Origin of the sequence: Escherichia sp. WS568 (genome assembly GCF_046486085.1) — a bacterium.
Lineage (GTDB): Bacteria > Pseudomonadota > Gammaproteobacteria > Enterobacterales > Enterobacteriaceae > Escherichia > Escherichia coli.
The window spans coordinates 21922-44577 of record NZ_JBJQMC010000012.1 but is presented as its reverse complement, the minus strand read 5'-3'; the positions used below and the strand labels follow the sequence as shown (position 1 = coordinate 44577).

The 22656-nt window shown below is 49.5% G+C and carries 25 protein-coding genes; 10 read left to right on the top strand and 15 right to left on the bottom strand.

Annotated features, from left to right (window positions below; all coding sequences use genetic code 11):
- Positions 1-6: 6 nt before the first annotated feature.
- Together ACJHWR_RS14720 and rnb are read left to right on the top strand one after the other, a co-directional pair.
- On the top strand, positions 7-1134 hold the full coding sequence (locus ACJHWR_RS14720; RefSeq protein WP_012311891.1) for a carboxymuconolactone decarboxylase family protein: 1128 nt from the start codon (positions 7-9) through the stop codon (positions 1132-1134).
- 67 nt (positions 1135-1201) lie between these two features.
- Positions 1202-3136 carry an exoribonuclease II gene (gene rnb, locus ACJHWR_RS14715; RefSeq protein ID WP_000484983.1) on the top strand — a complete coding sequence of 645 codons (1935 nt, stop codon included), beginning with the start codon at positions 1202-1204 and terminating at the stop codon, positions 3134-3136.
- Between the two features lie 76 nt (positions 3137-3212).
- Here the strand turns inward: rnb and ACJHWR_RS14710 are convergent, their stop codons facing one another.
- The gene (locus ACJHWR_RS14710; protein ID WP_000221855.1) at positions 3213-3317 is read right to left on the bottom strand and encodes a hypothetical protein; all 105 of its coding nucleotides are present in this window, start codon (positions 3315-3317) and stop codon (positions 3213-3215) included.
- A 53-nt stretch (positions 3318-3370) separates the two neighbouring features.
- Here ACJHWR_RS14710 and pdeR point away from each other — a divergent pair, with 53 nt between their 5' ends.
- On the top strand, positions 3371-5356 hold the full coding sequence (gene pdeR / locus ACJHWR_RS14705; RefSeq protein ID WP_000859966.1) for a cyclic di-GMP phosphodiesterase: 1986 nt from the start codon (positions 3371-3373) through the stop codon (positions 5354-5356).
- Here the strand turns inward: pdeR and ymiD are convergent.
- Positions 5338-5466 (bottom strand): protein YmiD, encoded by a 129-nt coding sequence (gene ymiD, locus ACJHWR_RS14700; RefSeq protein WP_023143869.1) that lies wholly within the window; start codon positions 5464-5466, stop codon positions 5338-5340. The genes pdeR and ymiD overlap by 19 nt on opposite strands.
- Before the next feature lie 37 nt (positions 5467-5503).
- Between ymiD and yciZ the strand changes: the two genes are divergently transcribed.
- The 3 genes from yciZ (at position 5504) to osmB (ending at position 7003) form a co-directional block, all read left to right on the top strand.
- Positions 5504-5677, top strand: coding sequence for a protein YciZ (yciZ, locus tag ACJHWR_RS14695; protein WP_001288368.1), 174 nt, complete (start codon positions 5504-5506; stop codon positions 5675-5677).
- Between the two features lie 89 nt (positions 5678-5766).
- Complete coding sequence (locus ACJHWR_RS14690; protein ID WP_001088621.1) at positions 5767-6516, top strand: DNA-binding transcriptional regulator YciT; 750 nt, start codon at positions 5767-5769, stop codon at positions 6514-6516.
- 268 nt (positions 6517-6784) lie between these two features.
- A complete protein-coding gene (gene osmB, locus ACJHWR_RS14685) occupies positions 6785-7003 on the top strand; it encodes an osmotically-inducible lipoprotein OsmB (protein ID WP_000498253.1) in 219 nt (72 codons plus the stop codon).
- 125 nt (positions 7004-7128) lie between these two features.
- On the opposite strand, the gene yciH is transcribed toward osmB, so the two are convergent.
- From yciH to pgpB, 5 genes are all read right to left on the bottom strand, one after another.
- Positions 7129-7455, bottom strand: coding sequence for a stress response translation initiation inhibitor YciH (gene yciH, locus ACJHWR_RS14680; RefSeq protein WP_001353236.1), 327 nt, complete (start codon positions 7453-7455; stop codon positions 7129-7131).
- Complete coding sequence (gene pyrF / locus ACJHWR_RS14675) at positions 7455-8192, bottom strand: orotidine-5'-phosphate decarboxylase (protein ID WP_000176265.1); 738 nt, start codon at positions 8190-8192, stop codon at positions 7455-7457. Before pyrF ends, yciH begins: the two co-directional genes overlap by 1 nt.
- A 191-nt stretch (positions 8193-8383) precedes the next feature.
- Positions 8384-9553, bottom strand: a complete 1170-nt coding sequence (gene lapB, locus ACJHWR_RS14670) for a lipopolysaccharide assembly protein LapB (protein WP_000891353.1) — start codon at positions 9551-9553, stop codon at positions 8384-8386.
- Between the two features lie 6 nt (positions 9554-9559).
- Positions 9560-9868, bottom strand: coding sequence for a lipopolysaccharide assembly protein LapA (gene lapA, locus ACJHWR_RS14665; RefSeq protein ID WP_000876284.1), 309 nt, complete (start codon positions 9866-9868; stop codon positions 9560-9562).
- Between the two features lie 148 nt (positions 9869-10016).
- Positions 10017-10781, bottom strand: coding sequence for a phosphatidylglycerophosphatase B (pgpB, locus tag ACJHWR_RS14660; protein ID WP_001256556.1), 765 nt, complete (start codon positions 10779-10781; stop codon positions 10017-10019).
- A 169-nt stretch (positions 10782-10950) separates the two neighbouring features.
- Here pgpB and ribA point away from each other — a divergent pair, with 169 nt between their 5' ends.
- On the top strand, positions 10951-11541 hold the full coding sequence (gene ribA, locus ACJHWR_RS14655) for a GTP cyclohydrolase II (RefSeq protein WP_001176295.1): 591 nt from the start codon (positions 10951-10953) through the stop codon (positions 11539-11541).
- A gap of 63 nt (positions 11542-11604) precedes the next feature.
- Here the strand turns inward: ribA and acnA are convergent, their stop codons facing one another.
- The 6 genes from acnA to topA all read right to left on the bottom strand — a co-directional run bounded on the left by acnA (position 11605) and on the right by topA (position 19009).
- Positions 11605-14280: an aconitate hydratase AcnA gene (gene acnA / locus ACJHWR_RS14650; RefSeq protein ID WP_000099559.1), complete on the bottom strand. Its 2676-nt coding sequence runs from the start codon at positions 14278-14280 to the stop codon at positions 11605-11607.
- Between the two features lie 149 nt (positions 14281-14429).
- The gene (gene ymiC / locus ACJHWR_RS14645; RefSeq protein WP_122991686.1) at positions 14430-14510 is read right to left on the bottom strand and encodes a small membrane protein YmiC; all 81 of its coding nucleotides are present in this window, start codon (positions 14508-14510) and stop codon (positions 14430-14432) included.
- Positions 14511-14599: 89 nt separating this feature from the next.
- Positions 14600-14767, bottom strand: coding sequence for a protein YciX (gene yciX / locus ACJHWR_RS14640; protein WP_001296035.1), 168 nt, complete (start codon positions 14765-14767; stop codon positions 14600-14602).
- A 2-nt stretch (positions 14768-14769) separates the two neighbouring features.
- The gene (locus ACJHWR_RS14635; RefSeq protein WP_212734748.1) at positions 14770-14910 is read right to left on the bottom strand and encodes a YmiA family putative membrane protein; all 141 of its coding nucleotides are present in this window, start codon (positions 14908-14910) and stop codon (positions 14770-14772) included.
- A gap of 318 nt (positions 14911-15228) precedes the next feature.
- Positions 15229-16203, bottom strand: a complete 975-nt coding sequence (gene cysB / locus ACJHWR_RS14630; RefSeq protein WP_000776252.1) for an HTH-type transcriptional regulator CysB — start codon at positions 16201-16203, stop codon at positions 15229-15231.
- Between the two features lie 208 nt (positions 16204-16411).
- Positions 16412-19009, bottom strand: coding sequence for a type I DNA topoisomerase (topA, locus tag ACJHWR_RS14625; RefSeq protein WP_012311849.1), 2598 nt, complete (start codon positions 19007-19009; stop codon positions 16412-16414).
- A 379-nt stretch (positions 19010-19388) separates the two neighbouring features.
- Between topA and ACJHWR_RS14620 the strand changes: the two genes are divergently transcribed.
- Positions 19389-19640, top strand: a complete 252-nt coding sequence (locus tag ACJHWR_RS14620) for a YciN family protein (protein WP_001031530.1) — start codon at positions 19389-19391, stop codon at positions 19638-19640.
- 35 nt (positions 19641-19675) lie between these two features.
- On the opposite strand, the gene sohB is transcribed toward ACJHWR_RS14620, so the two are convergent.
- A complete protein-coding gene (gene sohB / locus ACJHWR_RS14615) occupies positions 19676-20725 on the bottom strand; it encodes a protease SohB (protein ID WP_000422045.1) in 1050 nt (349 codons plus the stop codon).
- Between the two features lie 219 nt (positions 20726-20944).
- On the opposite strand from sohB, the gene ACJHWR_RS14610 reads away from it, so the two are divergent.
- Complete coding sequence (locus tag ACJHWR_RS14610; protein ID WP_000559302.1) at positions 20945-21703, top strand: YciK family oxidoreductase; 759 nt, start codon at positions 20945-20947, stop codon at positions 21701-21703.
- A complete protein-coding gene (gene cobO / locus ACJHWR_RS14605; RefSeq protein ID WP_001278893.1) occupies positions 21700-22290 on the top strand; it encodes a cob(I)yrinic acid a,c-diamide adenosyltransferase in 591 nt (196 codons plus the stop codon). Before ACJHWR_RS14610 ends, cobO begins: the two co-directional genes overlap by 4 nt.
- Before the next feature lie 52 nt (positions 22291-22342).
- Here the strand turns inward: cobO and ACJHWR_RS14600 are convergent, their stop codons facing one another.
- Positions 22343-22651 (bottom strand): hypothetical protein, encoded by a 309-nt coding sequence (locus tag ACJHWR_RS14600; RefSeq protein WP_001000712.1) that lies wholly within the window; start codon positions 22649-22651, stop codon positions 22343-22345.
- Positions 22652-22656 lie beyond the last annotated feature (5 nt).

Here is a 22656-nt window from a genome sequence, read left to right as displayed (position 1 = left end):
GCGCCTATGGAACAACGCCACATCACTGGCAAAAGCCACTGGTATCATGAAACGCAATCCAGTACTGCGGAGTATGACGTTCTGCCTCTGGTCCCGGAAGCCGCAAAGGTCAGCGATCCCTTTCTGCTCGACGTGATCCTTGATGAAGAAACGCTGGCACCCTTCCTTTCATGGCTGGTCCCTGCGCGCGTTCTTGTAGTAGAGTTGTTCCCTGACCAGCTTACCGTGACCCGTTCACAGACCTTCACCGCTTATGAACGCTTGTCGACGGCCCTTACGGTTGCTCAGGTTTGCGGCGTCCAACGGTTATGTAACTACTATTCGGCGCGACTTACGCCGCTCCCCGGGCCTGATTCCTCCAGGGAAAGTAATCATCGGTTGGCACAAATCACGCAATATGCCCGCCAACTGGCTAGCTCGCCTTCTATTATCGACAACCGATCGCGCCAGCATCTGAATGACGTTGGTCTTACTGCCTGTGACTGTGTGATCATTAACCAAATCATTGGTTTTATTGGCTTTCAGGCGCGGACAATTGCGACATTTCAGGCTTATCTCGGGCATCCAGTACGCTGGTTACCCGGGCTGGAGATACAAAACTACGCCGACGCATCACTGTTTGCTGATGAATCATTACGCTGGCGAAGCAGCTATGAGGTGGAAAAACTCCCTGAAGAGCACACAAAAAGTTCAACTGCAGAACTTTGCCAACTGGCCAACACACTCTCTCTCCACCCTATTTCACTTTCCCTTCTCGAAAAGTTGTTAAACAGCACACGGGTCAATACACAGCCGGATAATCAGCTTGCGGCGTTGTTATGCGCGCGGATAAATGGCAGTCCTGCTTGTTTTGCCGCCTGTATGAATTCATCAAATGAATATAAAAAAATCAGCCTCCTTCTGCGCAAGGGCGAAAATGAAATTAACCGATGGGCTGACCGTCATTCTGTTGAGCGCGCTACCGTTCAGGCGATACAATGGCTGACCCGAGCACCCGATCGCTTTAGCGCCGCCCAGTTCAGCCCATTACTCGAACACGAAAAATCATCAACGCAGATTATTAATCTGCTGGTATGGAGCGGGCTGTGTGGCTGGATAAATCGTTTAAAAATCGCGTTGGGTGAGACATATTAACCTTGCCGCGTCAGACAGATTCGCGTAAAACTGTCAGCCGCTCTAATGGCCACCAAAATAGACAATTATGTTTCAGGACAACCCGCTGCTAGCGCAGCTTAAACAGCAACTGCATTCCCAGACGCCACGCGCTGAAGGGGTGGTAAAAGCCACAGAAAAAGGCTTTGGCTTCCTGGAAGTCGACGCGCAAAAAAGTTATTTCATTCCGCCGCCGCAGATGAAAAAAGTCATGCATGGCGACCGAATTATCGCGGTGATCCACAGTGAAAAAGAACGTGAATCCGCAGAGCCAGAAGAACTGGTTGAACCGTTCCTGACTCGTTTCGTGGGTAAAGTTCAGGGCAAAAATGACCGTCTGGCCATCGTTCCTGATCATCCACTCTTAAAAGACGCCATTCCTTGCCGCGCAGCCCGTGGCCTGAACCACGAGTTTAAAGAAGGCGACTGGGCGGTTGCCGAAATGCGCCGTCATCCGCTGAAAGGCGATCGTTCTTTCTATGCTGAACTGACACAATACATCACTTTTGGTGACGATCACTTTGTACCGTGGTGGGTTACCCTTGCGCGCCATAATCTGGAAAAAGAAGCACCAGACGGCGTCGCTACCGAAATGCTCGATGAAGGTCTGGTTCGTGAAGATCTGACTGCGCTGGATTTTGTCACCATCGACAGTGCCAGCACAGAAGATATGGATGACGCCCTTTTCGCTAAGGCGTTGCCGGATGACAAACTTCAGCTGATTGTGGCGATTGCCGATCCAACTGCGTGGATTGCTGAAGGCAGCAAGCTGGACAAAGCCGCGAAAATTCGCGCATTCACCAACTATCTGCCTGGCTTCAACATCCCTATGCTGCCTCGCGAGCTTTCTGACGATCTCTGCTCACTGCGCGCCAATGAAGTCCGCCCGGTACTGGCATGCCGCATGACGCTCTCCGCTGATGGCACCATTGAAGATAATATCGAATTCTTTGCCGCCACCATCGAATCCAAAGCGAAGCTGGTGTATGACCAGGTTTCTGACTGGCTGGAAAATACCGGTGACTGGCAGCCTGAAAGCGAAGCAATTGCCGAACAAGTCCGTTTGCTAGCGCAAATTTGCCAACGCCGCGGCGAGTGGCGTCATAACCACGCACTGGTGTTTAAAGATCGCCCGGATTACCGCTTTATTCTCGGTGAAAAAGGAGAAGTGCTGGATATCGTCGCCGAGCCTCGTCGCATTGCCAACCGTATCGTCGAAGAAGCGATGATTGCCGCTAACATTTGTGCGGCCCGCGTACTGCGCGATAAGCTCGGTTTTGGCATCTATAACGTGCATATGGGCTTTGATCCGGCGAATGCCGACGCGCTGGCAGCGTTGCTGAAAACCCACGGTCTGCATGTCGATGCCGAAGAAGTGCTCACGCTGGACGGTTTCTGCAAACTGCGTCGTGAACTGGATGCGCAACCAACTGGTTTCCTCGACAGCCGCATTCGTCGCTTCCAGTCATTTGCTGAAATTAGCACTGAACCCGGTCCTCACTTTGGCCTCGGTCTGGAAGCATACGCCACCTGGACTTCGCCGATCCGTAAATATGGCGACATGATCAACCACCGTCTGCTGAAAGCGGTTATCAAAGGCGAAACTGCGACGCGTCCACAGGATGAAATCACTGTCCAAATGGCCGAGCGTCGCCGTCTCAACCGGATGGCAGAACGTGATGTTGGCGACTGGTTATACGCACGCTTCCTGAAAGACAAAGCCGGGACCGACACCCGTTTCGCGGCGGAAATTGTCGATATCAGCCGTGGCGGCATGCGTGTGCGTTTGGTTGATAACGGCGCTATCGCCTTTATTCCGGCACCTTTCTTACACGCTGTGCGCGATGAACTGGTTTGCAGCCAGGAAAACGGCACTGTACAAATTAAAGGTGAAACGGCTTACAAAGTGACTGACGTTATTGACGTCACCATTGCCGAAGTCCGCATGGAAACCCGCAGCATTATTGCGCGCCCGGTCGCGTAATCTTCTTTCACGGCCCATTCCTCATGAATGGGCCGTTTATTTCCCCGCTCCACCTTCGTCATATCCCGGCAGATTTTTAACTGACTTTCGTTTGAAAACTGGCGTTTTTCCAAAACTGGATTACAAATAAATATATAAAAAAAACAATGCGTTTAGCCGCCGTTAATTTCATGTAAGTCATGTTGTTCCTTTTATTTAACCGCGGACTCCGCAGTTAACCGGAGGATATGCATCATGAAAACCGTTAGGGAGTCCACAACGTTGTACAACTTTCTCGGATCGCACAATCCATACTGGCGGTTAACGGAAAGCAGCGATGTTTTGCGCTTTTCTACCACCGAAACCACAGAACCTGAACGTACGTTGCAGTTATCTGCCGAACAGGCTGCTCGCATCAGGGAAATGACGGTCATCACCTCCAGCCTGATGATGAGTCTGACCGTCGATGAAAGCGATCTTTCTGTGCATCTGGTAGGACGAAAAATCAATAAACGGGAATGGGCTGGCAACGCGTCTGCATGGCATGACACACCAGCAGTTGCTCGTGATTTATCACACGGGCTTTCCTTTGCTGAGCAGGTAGTTTCTGAAGCACATTCCGCAATAGTGATTCTCGACAGCCGGGGGAATATCCAACGCTTCAATCGGTTATGTGAAGATTACACTGGGTTGAAAGAACACGACGTCATTGGCCAAAGCGTGTTTAAACTGTTTATGAGCCGTCGTGAAGCTGCGGCATCCAGGCGCAATAACCGTGTATTTTTTCGAAGCGGCAATGCATATGAAGTCGAACTGTGGATACCAACACGTAAAGGCCAGCGGCTGTTTCTGTTTCGCAATAAATTTGTCCACAGCGGCAGTGGCAAAAACGAGATTTTTTTAATCTGTTCCGGCACCGACATTACCGAAGAGCGCCGCGCTCAGGAGCGACTGCGTATTCTGGCAAATACCGACAGTATCACCGGACTGCCGAATCGTAATGCAATGCAGGAGTTAATCGATCACGCTATTAATCAGGCAGATAACAATAAAGTTGGGGTTGTGTATCTTGATTTGGATAATTTTAAAAAGGTCAACGACGCCTATGGGCATTTATTTGGTGACCAGTTATTACGCGACGTGTCATTGGCCATTTTAAGCTGTCTCGAACATGATCAGGTGTTGGCGCGTCCAGGTGGCGATGAGTTTCTGGTACTGGCATCCAATACCTCACAAAGCGCGCTGGAAGCAATGGCATCACGAATTTTGACCCGCTTACGACTCCCCTTCCGCATTGGTTTAATTGAAGTTTATACCAGCTGTTCAGTAGGTATTTCACTCTCTCCCGAACATGGTTCGGACAGCGCGGCTATTATTCGTCACGCCGACACAGCAATGTACACAGCGAAGGAAGGCGGACGAGGACAATTTTGCGTTTTTACCCCAGAAATGAATCAGAGGGTATTTGAATATCTCTGGCTGGATACCAACTTGCGTAAAGCACTGGAAAACGATCAGTTGGTTATTCACTATCAACCGAAAATCACCTGGCGTGGCGAAGTGCGCAGTCTGGAAGCACTAGTACGTTGGCAGTCACCTGAACGTGGGTTGATTCCACCGTTGGACTTCATTTCCTACGCCGAAGAGTCAGGGCTAATTGTGCCTTTAGGCCGTTGGGTGATTCTCGATGTCGTACGCCAGGTGGCAAAGTGGCGGGATAAAGGTATTAACCTGCGAGTGGCGGTAAACATTTCTGCACGTCAGCTCGCCGATCAAACCATTTTCACCGCCCTGAAACAGGTTCTCCAGGAACTCAATTTTGAATACTGCCCTATTGATGTTGAACTGACGGAGAGCTGCCTGATTGAGAATGATGAACTGGCACTGTCTGTTATTCAACAATTTAGCCAACTAGGTGCGCAAGTGCATCTGGACGATTTTGGTACCGGCTACTCTTCACTTTCGCAACTGGCGCGCTTTCCGATCGATGCCATCAAACTTGACCAGGTTTTTGTTCGGGATATTCACAAACAGCCTGTCTCGCAGTCACTGGTCCGGGCGATCGTCGCTGTGGCACAGGCATTGAATCTTCAGGTGATCGCTGAAGGAGTGGAGAGTAAAAAGGAAGATGCTTTTTTAACCAAGAACGGGATCAATGAGCGGCAAGGATTTTTGTTTGCCAAACCGATGCCCGCCGTCGCCTTCGAACGCTGGTATAAACGCTATCTGAAGCGCGCATAAGTAGATGAATATATATACTTAGCGATATATTCCGTCATTATATATCGTATTACTGGATGATAATTAGCCGTTGCTGTTAAACACTTCTCTTTTAGCGGCAATTTTTGCATTATTCATTTTCCCCCTTTTGCTATAAGGATGTCCTTGATGTCTGAATTTGATGCCCAGCGCGTTGCCGAACGTATTGATATTGTGTTAGATATCCTTGTGGCAGGCGATTACCACTCTGCGATCCATAATCTCGAGATACTTAAAGCAGAACTCTTGCGCCAGGTTGCTGAATCTACGCCAGACATCCCGAAGGCACCGTGGGAGATTTAACAATCGTGCCTTCAGGTTTTCCTATTTGAGGATGCCCGGCGCGTCAGTATTTTTTTATTTAGTATTATAACGTTATAAGAATTACAGCGATGAATTCCCGACAACAAACTATTCTACAGATGGTCATTGACCAGGGTCAGGTTAGCGTAACCGATCTGGCAAAAGCCACTGGAGTTTCTGAAGTTACCATTCGCCAGGATCTCAACACCCTCGAAAAACTGAGTTACCTCCGCCGTGCACATGGCTTTGCAGTATCGCTTGATAGTGATGACGTCGAAACTCGTATGATGAGCAACTATACGCTGAAGCGTGAACTCGCTGAGTTTGCCGCGTCACTGGTTCAACCGGGCGAAACCATCTTTATCGAAAATGGCAGCAGCAATGCCCTGCTCGCCCGGACTCTGGGCGAGCAGAAGAAAAATGTCACGATCATCACGGTCAGCAGCTACATCGCGCATTTGCTGAAAGACGCGCCTTGTGAAGTTATTTTGCTCGGTGGCGTGTACCAGAAAAAAAGCGAAAGTATGGTTGGTCCTTTGACACGCCAGTGCATCCAACAGGTGCATTTCAGCAAAGCATTTATTGGTATTGATGGCTGGCAACCTGAAACTGGGTTTACCGGTCGCGATATGATGCGTACCGATGTGGTCAATGCCGTGCTGGAAAAAGAGTGCGAGGCGATAGTCCTGACTGACAGCTCGAAATTTGGTGCTGTACATTCATACTCCATCGGCCCCGTTGAGCGATTCAATCGCGTGATTACCGATTCGAAAATACGCGCCAGCGATCTGATGCATCTTGAGCACAGTAAACTCACCGTTCACGTCGTTGACATTTAACCATTTCCCTTCTCTACGGATGATTTGCTGTTTTGCAAATCATCCGCTCTAAGATGATTCCTGGTTGATAATTAAGACTATTTACCTGTTATTAACACTCTCAAGATATAAAATTATTATCAGCGATATAACAGGAAGTCATTATCACCTGCGTGATATAACCCTGCGCGCGAGCGGATTTCACGGAATAATTTCACCAGGCTTATTCTTAGCTATTATAGTTATAGAGAGCTTACTTCCGTGAATCATAAATTCAGGAGAGAGTATTATGTTTGTAACGAGCAAAAAAATGACCGCGGCTGTTCTGGCAATTACCCTGGCAATGTCTCTGAGTGCCTGTTCTAACTGGTCTAAACGAGACCGTAACACCGCAATTGGCGCGGGCGCAGGTGCATTAGGCGGTGCAGTACTGACCGATGGCAGTACGCTGGGTACATTAGGTGGTGCAGCCGTCGGTGGTGTTATTGGTCACCAGGTCGGTAAATAATCGTAAATAAATGTCGATTATCGACTCGCAATTATAATACACTTGATTCTGTTCAGTACGAAATAACTGAATAATACACACAGTAAAACATTCGAAAGCCACGGATATATCCGTGGCTTTTTATGTTAGCCGCCTGCGAGTTTTACCTTCATCCCTTTCGCTTCAAGCAGTGATTTTAATAAATCACGCTTATCGCCCTGGATTTCAATAATTCCATCTTTAACTGCTCCGCCGCAGCCGCATTTTTTCTTCAGTTCCGCTGCCAGTTTCGTCAGTTCGGCATCATCGAGATCGACACCGGTAATCAGGCAAACGCCCTTACCTTTACGTCCACTGGTCTGACGCTGAATACGCACCACACCGTCGCCTTTAGGGCGTACAGGGGCCGCTTTTGGCTCATCAATACGTCCGGTTTCCGTTGAGTAGACCAGACGGCTGTTGGAATCACTCATCATGCACTCCGCTGTAAAGAGGCGTTGATCGCTTTCAGCGTCTGCGCTGGATCTACCGATTGCGTTACCGGGCGACCAATCACCATATAATCAACACCAGCCGCCAACGCCTGTTCTGGCGTCATAATGCGGCGCTGGTCACCTGCTTCACTCCCCTGCGGACGAATGCCCGGTGTAACCAGTTTGAACTCCTGACCGAATACCTGTTTAAAGCGCACAGCTTCCTGAGCAGAACACACCACACCATCAAGGCCACATTTTTGCGTCAGTGCCGCCAGACGTTCTGCATAATCTGCAGGTGACAGTGTCACGCCAAGATCGGCCAGGTCGCTGGCTTCCATGCTGGTCAATACTGTCACAGCAATCAAAAGCGGTGCATCTTTGCCAAACGGAACCAGTGCCTCACGCGCTGCGGTCATCATACGCGCCCCACCGGAGGCGTGAACATTCACCATCCACACGCCTAAGTCAGCTGCAGCAGCGACAGCGTGCGCTGCAGTGTTGGGAATATCGTGAAATTTCAGGTCGAGGAAGATATCAAAACCACGCTGTTGAAGTTCGCGTACAAATTGAGGTCCAAACAGCGTAAACATCTCTTTGCCGACTTTCAGACGACAATCGCGTGGGTCGATCTTGTCGACAAAGGCCAGCGCGGCATCACGATTATGATAATCAAGGGCAACAACCACAGGAGAATTCGTAACAGCGCGGGAAGAAGATGAAGCAGTTAACGTCATGACCAGACCTTCTTGATGATGGGCACCGGAAGTGGCGCGAAACAGGTAAACGGCGAGCATTCTACCCGTGGAAATAAAAAATTAACAGTTGCGATTTCTCCCCTGGCAGGCTTTTCTGCGCCCGAGCTACCGGAGCACAATGGAACATCAACAATTAGTATGTTGTAACTAAAGTCGGATTTTTTTAAAAATTACAGGCCATCAAGACCGCGAATCGGTTTAATGGTTGACCAGGCCCGACAAGACGGACAATGCCAGTAGAGAGTGTATGCGGTAAACCCACATTTCTGGCAGCGATAACGAGGCTTACTCCGCACCTTCTCGCCAACCATGTCACGCAGCACCATCAGACTCTCTTTGGCACGCCCTTCTTCCGCTTCATTTAAGTGGTAATCCATTAGCTTATGGAACACACGCATGGTCGGATGACGCTGAAGCTGACGCGTAATATAGACCTGTGCGGCCTCACTACCGTCGCGCGCTTCGATGATGTCCGCAAGCATCAGTTCAGCATCGGCACCGGTGTTCTCTTCCACCGCGCGCTGCAGGAACTCTGCCCATTCGGCAGTTTTACCCAACTGCTGGTAGCAGGTTTGCAGCATTTCCAGCGTTTCGCTGACCAGTTCTCTGTCCTGGGATATGACACGTTGCAGACTTTCGACGGCTTTGGCGTATTCTCCTTTCGCCATAAACACGCGTCCCATCATGATGGATACGCGGGCGCTGTTTTTATCTGCCGCCGCACCTTTTTTTAGCAAAGTCATGGCACGATCGAGATCGTCGCTGGCCATATGCTGCAGAGCTAACTCACAGTAGAAATGGGCAATTTCGACGCGCTGTTTATCTTTACCCAGCTTCACCAGGCGTTCGGCAACATCAATTGCTTTCTGCCACTCGCTGGTAGCCTGGTAGATTTGTAGCAACTGTTGCAGCGCGCCAATGCGGAAGTCAGTTTCATCGGTCAGCTGATTGAACATGTCTTCCGCGCGGTCGTATAACCCGGCAGCCATGTAATCACGCCCCAGTTGTTGAATCGCCAAAAGCCGCTGTTCATAGGTCAGCGAGGCGCTTTCCATTAGGGTCTGATGGATGCGAATAGCGCGATCAACTTCGCCACGCGAACGGAACAGGTTTCCGAGCGTAAGGTGGGCTTCAACGGTACCTGTATCCTCTTTAAGCATATCGAGAAACAGATCTACCGCTTTATCCTGTTGATTACTAAGCAGGAAGTTAACCCCCGCTACGTAATCACGCGACAAGCGGTTGGCTTCATCTTGCTTGTTTTGTTGCGCACTTCTGCGGCCCATATACCAGCCATAGGCAGCGGCTACAGGCAAAAGCAGAAACAACAACTCCAGCATAGAAAGTTATTCCTTCGCCGCTGACGAGTGCGGCGCTACAGCCACGTCAGTCGCGGGTGAAAGCTGGTTTTCCAGTCGCTTTATTTTACGTTCAGCGCGCGCCAGGGAAACACGAACTCGCAGCCAGAACAGGCCACAAATCAACCAACCGATAGCAAACCCCGCAGCAAACAATACCGCCAGCAATGTGGAAATACGGTACTCCCCTTGCGCTAACAGATAATTAAACGTCACCTGTTGATCGTTCTGCGCACCTAACGTAACCGAAATCACGAAGATCGCTAACACCAGTAAGAAAATGAGTAAATATTTCACATTACTTCCCGTTATGTGGTTAGAGCAAATAAATTATGGTCAACTTACCGCAATAGCCCTTTAAAGTACCATTTTCGCGCCGTCTGCGAAATGGCATCCACGCGCATTGTTGATGATTTAAGGGCTAAATTCGGAAAATCAACCAGCGTTAACTTTCTTGTTCTCGTTGCGCTATTTCGCGATTTTCTTCCGCAGGTGGTGTTAATGGCCCACAAATTCGTTGCGCAAGCCACGTTGCCACCGCCACCAGCGCCCACGAAATCAACGTAGCTACTACCAGATCGCGTGGCCAATGCATCCCGAGCAGCAGGCGGCTTCCCATGACTCCAGTTGCCCAGACCAACAAGATAGCAATGGTTAACGTTCGCCGACGCGGCCACAGCAAACCAACGGCCAGCAGTGCCCAACTGGCAGCAAACATCGTGTGACCGGAAGGAAAGGCAAACCCCGTCTCTTTCTGCCAGTGTGAACGCAAATATTGTGGGATATTTTTCTCTTCAGCCAACTGTTCTTTCACTAGATTTCCGCGTTCTGCTCGCTTTAAAGTGTAGAACTCATCAACCGGAATATGATGTGTTTTTTCCAGCCAGATAACAAAAGGTCGTGGTTCCTGGACTTTGTCTTTGATCCAGGATTTAACGCCTTGTCCCACAAGGATTGCCGCCGCCAGAATGGCAAATAATACAAAGGCAGCCTTAATGCGAAAACGCAGACACCAGAGAAACCAGCCGAATAAAATCAAATGTGTAATGACGCCCCAGGGCTGGGTGACAGTTTCAGTAACCCAAAAAGCCGCTTTTAGTAACCAACTTTGTTCTCCAGGTTGCCAACGCCAGCCAGAAATCCATACGGCTACTGGCATAACAAGCAATAGTGCAGTTCCCACTGCGGTACGTCTGGCAATCGAACGCATGGCCTCTCCTTTTTGATAAGTCCCACAATCATAACTGAAAATGCCAGTTCCAGGAAAAATTGACAGATTTGTGCCATTCCGTGAACGATCGACGCGTCGTGATTAGGTGAACCCCTTCTCGTTATGGCAAAATAAGCCAATACAGAACCAGCATTATCTGGAGAATTTCATGCAGCTTAAACGTGTGGCAGAAGCCAAACTGCCAACCCCATGGGGCGATTTCCTGATGGTGGGATTTGAAGAACTGGCAACCGGACACGATCATGTCGCGCTAGTCTATGGCGATATTTCCGGGCATACCCCGGTACTTGCGCGCGTCCATTCCGAATGTCTGACCGGTGACGCCCTGTTCAGCTTGCGCTGCGATTGTGGCTTCCAGCTCGAAGCGGCACTGACGCAAATTGCCGAAGAAGGCCGTGGTATTTTGCTGTATCACCGTCAGGAAGGTCGTAACATTGGTCTGCTGAATAAAATCCGCGCTTATGCACTGCAGGATCAAGGTTACGATACTGTAGAGGCTAACCACCAGTTAGGCTTCGCCGCTGATGAGCGCGACTTCACTCTTTGCGCTGATATGTTCAAACTCCTTGGCGTCAATGAAGTCCGCTTGTTAACCAACAACCCGAAAAAAGTCGAAATTCTGACCGAAGCAGGGATTAATATTGTTGAACGCGTACCGTTGATTGTAGGTCGTAACCCCAATAACGAACATTATCTCGATACCAAAGCCGAGAAAATGGGTCATTTGCTGAACAAATAACCCTCTTGCATTGTGTAATTCATTTGCTTGCCGGAAGCAAAATAACCGGCAAGCAAATACTCGTTACTTCAACATATTACGAATGACATAATGCAAAATGCCGTCGTTCTGGTAGTAGGTCAACTCCGTCGCGGTGTCGATACGACAACGGCAGGGTACGACTTCCTGGCTACCATGCGCGCGCGTAAGCGTCACCGGAACCGTCGCGCCGGGCTGTAGATTTTGCAGATCGCCAATATCAATCTTCTCTTCCCCGGTTAGCCCTAACGTTTTACGCGTTACGCCTTGCGGAAATTCCAGCGGCAGGATGCCCATGCCAATTAAATTCGAACGGTGAATTCGTTCAAACGATTCGGCAATCACCACACGAATGCCAAGTAGACGCGGACCTTTTGCCGCCCAGTCACGGCTGGAGCCTGATCCATACTCTTTCCCGGCAATCACCGCCAGCGGCGTTTGCTCCTGCTTATAGCGCATCGCGGCATCATAAATAGAGATGACCTCGCTGTCAGGTAAATGCCGCGTCATCCCCCCTTCAACGCCAGGCACCATTTCATTACGGATGCGAATATTGGCGAAGGTGCCGCGCATCATCACTTCATGGTTACCACGCCGCGAACCGTAGGAGTTAAAGTCTTTGCGCTCAACACCCCGACCTTGTAGATATCGCCCCGCCGGGCTATCGGGCTTAATGCTGCCCGCCGGAGAGATATGGTCAGTGGTGACTGAATCCCCCAGCATTGCGAGGATCCGCGCACCGTGAATATCTTCCACAGGTGCTGGTGTTGCCTGCATTTCATCAAAGAAAGGCGATAAGCGAATATAGGTTGAATCCTCCTGCCAACCGTAGGTATCGGATCGTGCGACGTTAATTTCCTTCCACTCTGCTGTGCCTTCAAAAACTTCTGCGTACTCTTTACGGAACATTTCTGTGGAGACTTGTTCTACCGCACGGGCAATTTCTTGTGCCGAGGGCCAGATATCTTTCAGATATACCGGGTCGCCTTTACGATCGTGACCAATAGGCTCAGAAGCGAGGTTAATATTCATATTTCCCGCTAGCGCATAGGCAACCACCAGCGGCGGCGAGGCCAGCCAGTTAGTTTTAACCAGCGGATGGATACGGCCTTCAAAGTTACGGTTGCCGGACAGCACCGCACCGACGGTTAAATCGCCTTTTTTGATTGCCGTTTCGATAGGATCGGGCAATGGACCAGAGTTACCAATACAGGTGGTACAACCGTATCCCACAAGGTTAAACCCCAGTTCATCGAGATACGGTGTCAGTTTCGCTTTTGCCAAATAATCAGAAACGACTTTCGAGCCTGGTGCCAGCGACGCTTTGACCCACGGTTGCCGCTTGAGGCCCAGAGTTACAGCTTTTTTCGCCAGCAAACCTGCGGCCATCAGCACACTTGGGTTAGAGGTGTTGGTGCACGACGTTATCGCAGCAATGACCACCGCGCCATCAGGTAACTGATACTGATGTCCGTTCATAACATAATCGACCGGCTGGCGATCTTTATGCGTGGCATTTACTTCCAGTTCGTTACTGGCGGCAAATGCTTTTGGTACATCGGGCAGTGCAACGCGATCCTGTGGGCGTTTTGGCCCTGCCAGGCTCGCTTCAACGTCATTCATATCCAGTTCTAACGTACTGGTAAAAATCGGTTCATCGCCCGGGTTACGCCACATGCCCTGCGCTTTGGCATATTTTTCGACCAACTCGACCTGATCTTCGCTGCGCCCGCTTAAACGCATGTAATCGAGGGTGACAGCATCGATTGGGAAGAAGCCACAGGTGGCACCATATTCTGGCGACATATTGGCAATGGTGGCGCGATCCGCCAGCGGTAGTGAATCCAGACCATCACCATAAAATTCGACGAATTTCCCCACCACGCCATGTTTGCGCAGCATTTGGGTAACGGTGAGAACCAGGTCTGTGGCGGTAATACCTTCACGTAATTTTCCGGTAAGTTTAAAGCCTACTACGTCCGGGATAAGCATGGAAACCGGCTGGCCTAACATTGCGGCTTCGGCTTCGATCCCACCAACGCCCCACCCCAGCACGCCAAGGCCGTTGATCATGGTGGTGTGCGAGTCAGTACCAACGAGTGTATCCGGATAAGCAATCCATTCACCGTCCTGCAATTCGCTCCACACTGCTTTGCCGAGATATTCGAGGTTAACCTGATGGCAAATGCCTGTGCCTGGCGGCACGACGCTAAAACGACTGAACGCCTGCTTTCCCCATTTCAGGAACACATAACGTTCGTGGTTGCGCTCCATTTCCAGGCGCACGTTTTCTTCAAATGCCTCATCATCACCAAAACGATCGACGGTCACCGAGTGGTCAATGACCAGGTCGACCGGTGAGAGCGGGTTAACCTTTGCAGTATCGCCGCCGAGGCGTTTAACCGCTTCGCGCATTGCCGCCAGATCAACAACGGCAGGTACGCCGGTAAAGTCCTGCATCAGCACTCTTGCCGGGCGGTAGGCAATTTCACGGTCAGCATGGGCATTTTTCAGCCATCCCGCCAGCGCGTGGATATCCTCTTCGGTAACCGATTTACCATCCTGCCAACGCAGCAGGTTTTCGAGCAAAACTTTGAGTGAATTGGGTAGACGGGTGATATCGCCCAGTGATTTGGCAGCAAGCGGCAAGCTGTAGTAGTGGTAAGTTTTATCTTTGGCCTGCAACGTGTCCTTACTGGCTTCTCGTAGGGTTGACGACATAGCTCCTCCTTAATGACAGGGTTGCGAAGCCCTGATTCTCTTCAGGGTGAATATTAAAGATAACACAAACATCGCGTAACGATTTGATAACAACCCAAATTGATAAAAGAGGAGAAACCTTGAGACAAAGCAAACAGCGGGGTCAGGGATCAGTGAGTAATGATCCAGAGGAGTTCGGCCCAGAAGAGCATCGACAGAGAAAATGCGCCCATCCAGGACCAATATTTCATATTTGTGTTGAGATAACTCAACCTGTTATTGCTGCGGTGTATTAAAAGCCCTGTGATTCATTAAAAATGGGTAATAAGAATGATGATAATTATTGTTTCGGCTGATCATCTTCAGCAAACAGTTCTATAAAGGCTTGTTGCTGCGATGTTAGTTGCCAGTCGTCTGGAATAACGACGGAACATTCCCGTTTTGCTTCTGGTTCATTGTCACTATGCTGACATAATGGTGACGACTCCAGTTGCTCCTGACCGACCATAGTTATCCCCACACTTTCCAAATAAGCAGTGCGACAACCACCCAGGAAAGTGCAGAACCAAGAAAAACCGCCAGCCAGGCTTTACGTTTTAATTCAGGATTGCGGCGGGGTTCCTGATTTCCAGAAGGCATTGCTAACCTCATATAATCGCCATCACTTATCAACAAGACGTTGAACGATTGGTGTAATTAATCATACGATGAGACAAATCCTAAAGAAACTTTAGTCAAAAATCCAGCGAATTTACGAATCGTCTCCAGTGAATAATTCAATCTTTTGACCTGAAATAGATATTTGAAAACTGGAGTTTGCGAGGCGGGTAATTAGACACTACTTTACAGGTAATTTACCCTATAAATATGAGGGATAAAAATATTGTGCACGGTATACAAATAAGTAACAAAAGAGAATATATTCCGGCACCTTCGCTACATAAAAGGTGCCGAAAATAACGCAAGAAATTATTTTTCCGGCAGTTTTATATCTTTAAACATGGCCTCAATTTCTTCATTAGAGCGCAATGCGACAGCCGCATCAACGACATCACGCGTTAAATGCGGTGCAAAACGCTGAATGAAATCATACATATAACTGCGCAAAAAAGTACTACGGCGAAAACCAATTTTGGTTGTACTGTGGCTGAAGATATCGTGAGCATCAACGCGCACCAGGTCGGGATCGGCGACCGGATCCACCGCCATGCTGGCAATAACCCCTACCCCCAACCCTAACCGGACGTAAGTTTTAATGACGTCAGCATCCGTTGCCGTGAAGACGATACGCGGCGTTAACCCTGCGCGGTTAAAGGCAGTATCCAGTTCTGAGCGTCCGGTAAAGCCGAAGGTATATGTCACCAACGGATATTGCGCCAGTTCTTCAATGGTAATGGCTTTTTTGCCTGCCAGCGGGTGATCCGGAGTGACTACAATAGCCCGATTCCAGTGGTAGCACGGTAACATCACTAAATCTTCATACAGATGCAGCGCTTCTGTGGCAATCGCGAAATCGGCATTGCCTTTAGAGACGGCATCAGCAATTTGTGTCGGCGAGCCCTGGTGCATATGCAAAGAAACGCGAGGATAACGCTCAATAAAGCCTTTGATAACGTTTGGTAAAGCGTAGCGTGCCTGGGTATGCGTGGTGGCGATATACAGCGAGCCTTTATCCGGCCAGGTGTGCTCTCCGGCGACCGATTTTATGGCATCGACTTTCGACAGGACTTCGCGAGCGATACGAATTATTTCTTGTCCTGCTGGCGTTACCTGCGTCAGGTGCTTGCCGCTTCGGGAAAAAATTTGAATGCCTAGCTCGTCTTCCAGCATTCTGACTTGTTTACTGATCCCGGGTTGTGATGTGTAAAGTCCTTCCGCCGTTGATGAGACATTCAGGTTATGATTGACCACCTCAACAATATAGCGAAGTTGTTGTAATTTCATGTTAAACCATCCACTTAGACGCCATCAGAACATCGTTTTTTCGTCACGCCAGGCGGGTGACTAATACGATTTAATAATAAAAAAGGGGCTAACTATAACCACTATATCATTTATAGCCTTAGTGTATAGGTGTGAAGAAAAATAATATGCAATAAAAAAGGGCCGCTTTCGCGACCCTTTGTTTATAAAAACCTGACAGAATTAAAGGTTATTTTTTTCCTTCAACCCATTTGCCATCAACATAAAATGCTGACCAGCCAGTCGCCTTTCCGTCTTTTTCCGAAGAGACATATTGCTGTTTGGTTTTACGGCTAAAGCGAACCATGGTCTTATTACCTTCCGGATCCTGCTGTGGCGCATCGGCCAGATAACGCAGTTTTTCCGGCAGACGGTCGCGGAAGCGATAAAGCTCTTCCACCAGTGGCGCACGTGTTTCACGCGATTTCGGGAAAGTGTTGGCAGCCAGGAACACACCGGCAGCACCGTCACGCAGCACGAAATAAGCATCTGATTTTTCGCACGGCAACTCAGGTAATGGCACCGGATCTTCTTTCGGTGGTGCCACTTCGCCGTTACGTAAAATCTTACGTGTGTTTTTACACTCTTCGTTGGTGCAGGCCATGTATTTACCGAAACGCCCCATTTTCAGGTGCATTTCAGAGCCACATTTTTCACACTCAACGATCGGGCCGTCATAACCTTTAATGCGGAATTCGCCCTCTTCGATCTCGTAACCGTCGCAGGTTGGGTTATTACCACAGACATGCAACTTACGTTTCGGATCGATGAGATAGCTGTCCATCGCCGTGCCGCATTTCGGGCAACGACGTTTTGCGCGCAGCGCGTTGGTTTCAGCGTCTTCGCCTTCCAGCACGTTCAGCACTTCGTTTTCCGGCACCAGGTTAATGGTGGTTTTGCAACGCTCTTTCGGCGGCAGCGCATAACCAGAACAGCCAAGGAATACCCCGGTGCTCGCTGTGCGAATCCCCATTTTGCGACCACAAGTCGGGCAGTCAATGCTGGTCAGAACCATCTGGTTCGGGCGCATACCACCCTCTTCCGGATCTTTTTCAGCTTTATCTAACTGCTGAGTGAAATCCGAGAAGAAGTGATCCAGTACAGTTTTCCACTCTGCTTCGTGATTTGCCACCTGGTCGAGGCTGTTTTCCATCTGCGCGGTGAAGTCGTAGTTCATTAACTCACGGAAATTTTCTTCAAGGCGATCGGTGACGATTTCGCCCATTTTTTCCGCATAGAAACGACGATTTTCTACTCGCACATAGCCACGATCCTGAATGGTCGAAATGATCGATGCATAGGTAGACGGACGACCGATACCGCGTTTTTCCAGCTCTTTAACCAGCGATGCTTCACTAAAACGGGCTGGCGGCTTGGTAAAGTGCTGGGCTGGTGTCAGTTCAACGAGCGTCAGAGCATCGCCTTTATCGACTGCCGGTAAGATACGATCTTCATCGCCTTTACGCAGTGCAGGCATCACTTTTGTCCAGCCATCAAAGCGCAAAATACGACCGCGTGCTTTCAGGCGGAAATCGCCCGCACCAACGGTCAGCGTCGTGGAGTCATATTTCGCTGGGGTCATCTGGCAGGCAACGAACTGACGCCAGATTAACTGGTACAGTTTCTGCGCATCTGCTTCCATATCCTTCAGCGATTCCGCCATCACATTGACGTCAGAAGGACGAATCGCTTCGTGCGCTTCCTGTGAGTTTTCTTTGCTGGCGTACTGATTCGGACTTTCCGGCAGATATTTCTTACCAAAATTATCGCTGATATAACCGCGAACCATATTTACCGCGTCCTGACTCAGGTTAGTGGAGTCGGTACGCATGTAAGTGATATAGCCTGCTTCATACAAACGCTGCGCCATCATCATGGTTTTTTTCACGCCAAATCCAAGACGGGTGCTGGCAGCTTGTTGCAGCGTAGAGGTAATAAAAGGAGCGCCAGGTTTACTGGTTGTCGGTTTGTCTTCACGTTCCAGCACGCTGTAGCGCGCTTTTTCCAGCAGACTTACCGCAGCCTGAGTTTGTTCTCTGTTGACCGGGCGGAACGGTTTGTCGTTCTGATGAGTGACCTGTAACGCCAACGCTTCACCAGATGGCGTGGTCGTGCTGGCATCGACTTCCCAGAACTCTTCCGGCACGAACGCTTTAATTTCACGCTCACGCTCGACCACCAGGCGAACCGCCACCGACTGCACACGACCGGCAGACAGACCACGAGCGATCTTTTTCCACAGCAGCGGCGAAACCATATACCCCACCACGCGGTCCATAAAGCGACGCGCCTGCTGGGCATTAACACGATCAATATTCAGCTCACCTGGTTTGTTAAATGCCTGGCGGATCGCGTTTTTAGTAATTTCGTTAAACACCACTCGGCTATAGCGCGCATCATCACCACCAATCACTTCCCGCAGGTGCCATGCAATGGCTTCCCCTTCGCGGTCAAGGTCGGTTGCGAGATAGATGTGGTCGGCTTTTTCAGCCAGTTGTTTCAGTTCAGAGACGACCTTCTCTTTACCAGGCAACACTTCATAGTGCGCCTCCCAATTGTGCCACGGGTCAACCCCCATACGGTTGACGAGAGCGCCACGTTCATCCTTTTTAGGCTTTTTAGCCGTCTTGGTGGAGGTAGAGTCGGCACTCTTTTTGGCAGCTGAGCCACTGGTCGGCAAATCGCGGATGTGACCGACGCTGGATTTCACCACGTAGTCACTACCCAGATACTTGTTGATCGTTTTGGCTTTTGCCGGGGACTCAACGATGACAAGAGCTTTACCCATATTCACCTTACCTAATTTGATTCTTCCAGGAATGCGTCGCACGTTGATAAACCTTCCACTGGCAACGAGTTACCGATATGGACTCGCTCTCTGCGGATATCAACCCCTTGTCGTGACTCTGTTCACGAAAATTCAGGTGACTGAGTTAACAGGTCTTGGCCTACAGGCGCTATAGCACGACGGAATTTTGGTCGAATGTCAAGCAAATCTATTGCCAGATTGACGAAAGCGTCACACTGTACCTGATAAAATCCGATACGCAACTTTATTAGCATGCAAAATCCAAAGTTGCCAGTAAGGCGCTCTTGCCACCAGCGTGGTATATTTGTCTGCAAGCCATGCCTGGCGTAGACTAATGTCCTTGTTTAAGGAGTAAATAATGAACAAAGAGACACAACCCATCGACCGCGAAACGCTGTTGAAAGAGGCCAACAAAATCATTCGTGAGCATGAGGATACGCTCGCAGGGATTGAAGCCACCGGCGTCACGCAGCGTAATGGCGTGCTGGTATTTACCGGCGACTACTTTTTAGATGAACAAGGATTGCCAACAGCCAAAAGCACCGCGGTGTTTAATATGTTCAAACACCTGGCCCATGTGCTTTCAGAAAAATATCACCTGGTTGATTAAAGCAAAACGCGAGGTCTTACCCTCGCGTTTGTCTTTTACATCAATGGCTTCTGCCCTCGCTGCCACCAGCGTAACAACAATCGATCGGCGCTCTCTGCCGCGCTGCCGGTGAATCGGTCAATGAGTCGTTTACGTTGCATATAGCGTACATTGACCACTTCACGGCCTTCCATCAGGCTAAGAATAACTTCATCACTGGTGTTGATTTCATCAACCAGGCCTTTCTCTACCGCCTGTTGTCCGTACCAGTGTTCACCCGTTGCCACCTGTTCAATATCCAGAGACGGACGCATACGCTTCACAAAATCTTTAAATAACTGATGCGTTTCGTTCAGCTCTTCGCGGAATTTCTCCCGCCCTTCTTCGGTGTTTTCACCCAGCAAGGTCAGCGTGCGCTTATACTGCCCGGCGGTGTGCAGTTCGATATCAATATCTTTGCTTTTCAGGAAGCGGTTAAAGTTGGGCATTTGTGCCACCACGCCAATGGAACCCACAATAGCAAACGGTGCGGAAACAATTTTGTCCGCCACACAGGCCATCATGTAACCGCCGCTGGCAGCGACTTTGTCTACCGTAACAGTTAAAGGAATGTTTTTATCACGCAGACGCTGCAGCTGCGAAGCCGCCAACCCGTAACCATGCACCATGCCACCAGGGCTTTCCAGACGGAGTACAACCTGATCCTGCGGTTTGAATGCTGCGAGTACCGCCGTTATCTCTTCACGTAGCGAGTTCACTTCATGGGCGTCCATGCTGCCTTTAAAATCCAGCACCCAGACGCGGGGTTTACTGTCAGTTGCCACCTCGCCCAGTTTGGCTTTCGCTTTTGCTGCTTTCGCTTCTTGCTTGTGCTTTTTCTTCTGCGCTTTGTGCCACTGTTTTTGCTGATGTGAGTCCATCAGCGCCGCGGCCAGTTCTTCTTTCATCTCCTTATACTGTTCGCTGAGATTGTTGACCCGTAACTCGCCACGCTGGCGTTTATTACGTTGAGCAACATTGACTATAATGGCGGCAATCGCCGCAATCGCTAGCACAACGGTAACGATTTTCGCCAAAAACAAACCATATTCAGACAACAATTCCACGAGTCCCCACCTTGGTTAAACAACGCTTTGGCTCACAGTTTACAACAGGCATGTTAAGCCGTCTCGCAGAGATGTTATTGCAGCGAAAGTATGACAAAGTATCCATTTTGCGGTGTTATCGCCCCAGGCTGATTGAAATGCCCTTCTGTTTCAGGCATAAAGCCCCAAAGTCTTAAAGTACACTGGCAGCGCGACAGACAACGTCGTTGAGGAGTAGCCATGCATTACCAGCCAAAACAAGATTTACTCAATGATCGCATTATCCTGGTGACGGGAGCCAGCAATGGTATTGGTCGTGAAGCCGCGATGACGTATGCACGCTATGGTGCGACAGTGATTCTGTTGGGCCGTAATGAAGAAAAATTACGTCAGGTAGCCAGCCACATAAACGAAGAAACTGGGCGTCAGCCACAGTGGTTTATTCTCGATTTGCTGACCTGCACGTCCGAAGATTGCCAACAACTGGCACAGCGCATTGCCGTTAATTATCCGCGTCTGGATGGTGTTTTGCATAATGCCGGATTGCTCGGCGATGTTTGTCCAATGAGCGAACAAAATCCACAGGTCTGGCAGGACGTCATACAGGTCAACGTTAATGCCACCTTTATGCTCACCCAGGCACTGCTTCCTTTATTACTCAAATCGGACGCCGGTTCACTGGTCTTTACTTCATCAAGCGTTGGACGTCAGGGGCGTGCAAACTGGGGCGCTTATGCAGCGTCGAAATTTGCCACCGAAGGGATGATGCAGGTACTGGCCGATGAATATCAGCAGCGCCTGCGCGTCAACTGCATTAACCCAGGCGGTACGCGCACCGCAATGCGTGCCAGCGCCTTCCCGACCGAAGATCCACAGAAACTTAAAACACCCGCTGATATCATGCCGCTCTACCTTTGGCTGATGGGCGATGACAGCCGCCGTAAAACCGGCATGACCTTTGACGCCCAACCGGGCCGTAAACCAGGAATTTCCCAATGAGTGATGAACGCTACCAACAGCGTCAGCAGCGAGTGAAAGAAAAAGTAGATGCCCGTGTGGCCCAGGCCCAGGATGAACGCGGTATTATCATCGTCTTTACCGGCAATGGAAAAGGCAAAACCACCGCAGCATTTGGTACGGCAACACGCGCAGTTGGTCACGGAAAAAAAGTGGGCGTCGTGCAGTTTATTAAAGGCACCTGGCCTAATGGCGAACGAAATCTGCTGGAACCACACGGCGTTGAATTTCAGGTGATGGCAACGGGCTTTACCTGGGATACGCAAAATCGCGAATCTGATACCGCCGCCTGCCGTGAAGTCTGGCAACATGCCAAACGAATGCTGGCAGATCCTTCACTGGATATGGTTTTGCTCGATGAACTGACTTATATGGTGGCGTATGATTATTTGCCACTGGAAGAAGTGGTGCAGGCGTTAAATGAACGTCCACATCAACAGACGGTGATTATCACGGGTCGAGGCTGTCATCGGGATATTCTTGAACTAGCGGATACGGTGAGTGAGCTGCGCCCCATCAAACATGCGTTTGATGCCGGTGTTAAGGCGCAAATAGGGATTGATTATTAAGGGAAAGCACCTCAAAAGATTGCCTCTTGAGGTGCTTTAATCATAATTATATTCAAGCGGCAATAGCAAAATTCAGAATGCGTATAATCTCATTGAAATGTCTCTGATATGTTTCATGATTCTCAGCGTCAACATCTTCAATAAATAATATCAGTTCAGTAATTAGCGCATTAGCATCGTCATAATTTATCCCTGCTAACTCTGGCGAAGTTTCAGTACCATAGTTAATCGTCAGGTTGTTCATAACTGTGAGGATATGGATAAAATATTTATGACAAACATTACATGTGGTTTTATTGCCCAGGGTATTATACAGCATATCAAGTAATGCCAGTATTCTACGATTTTGCACATCGTTCATAAAAA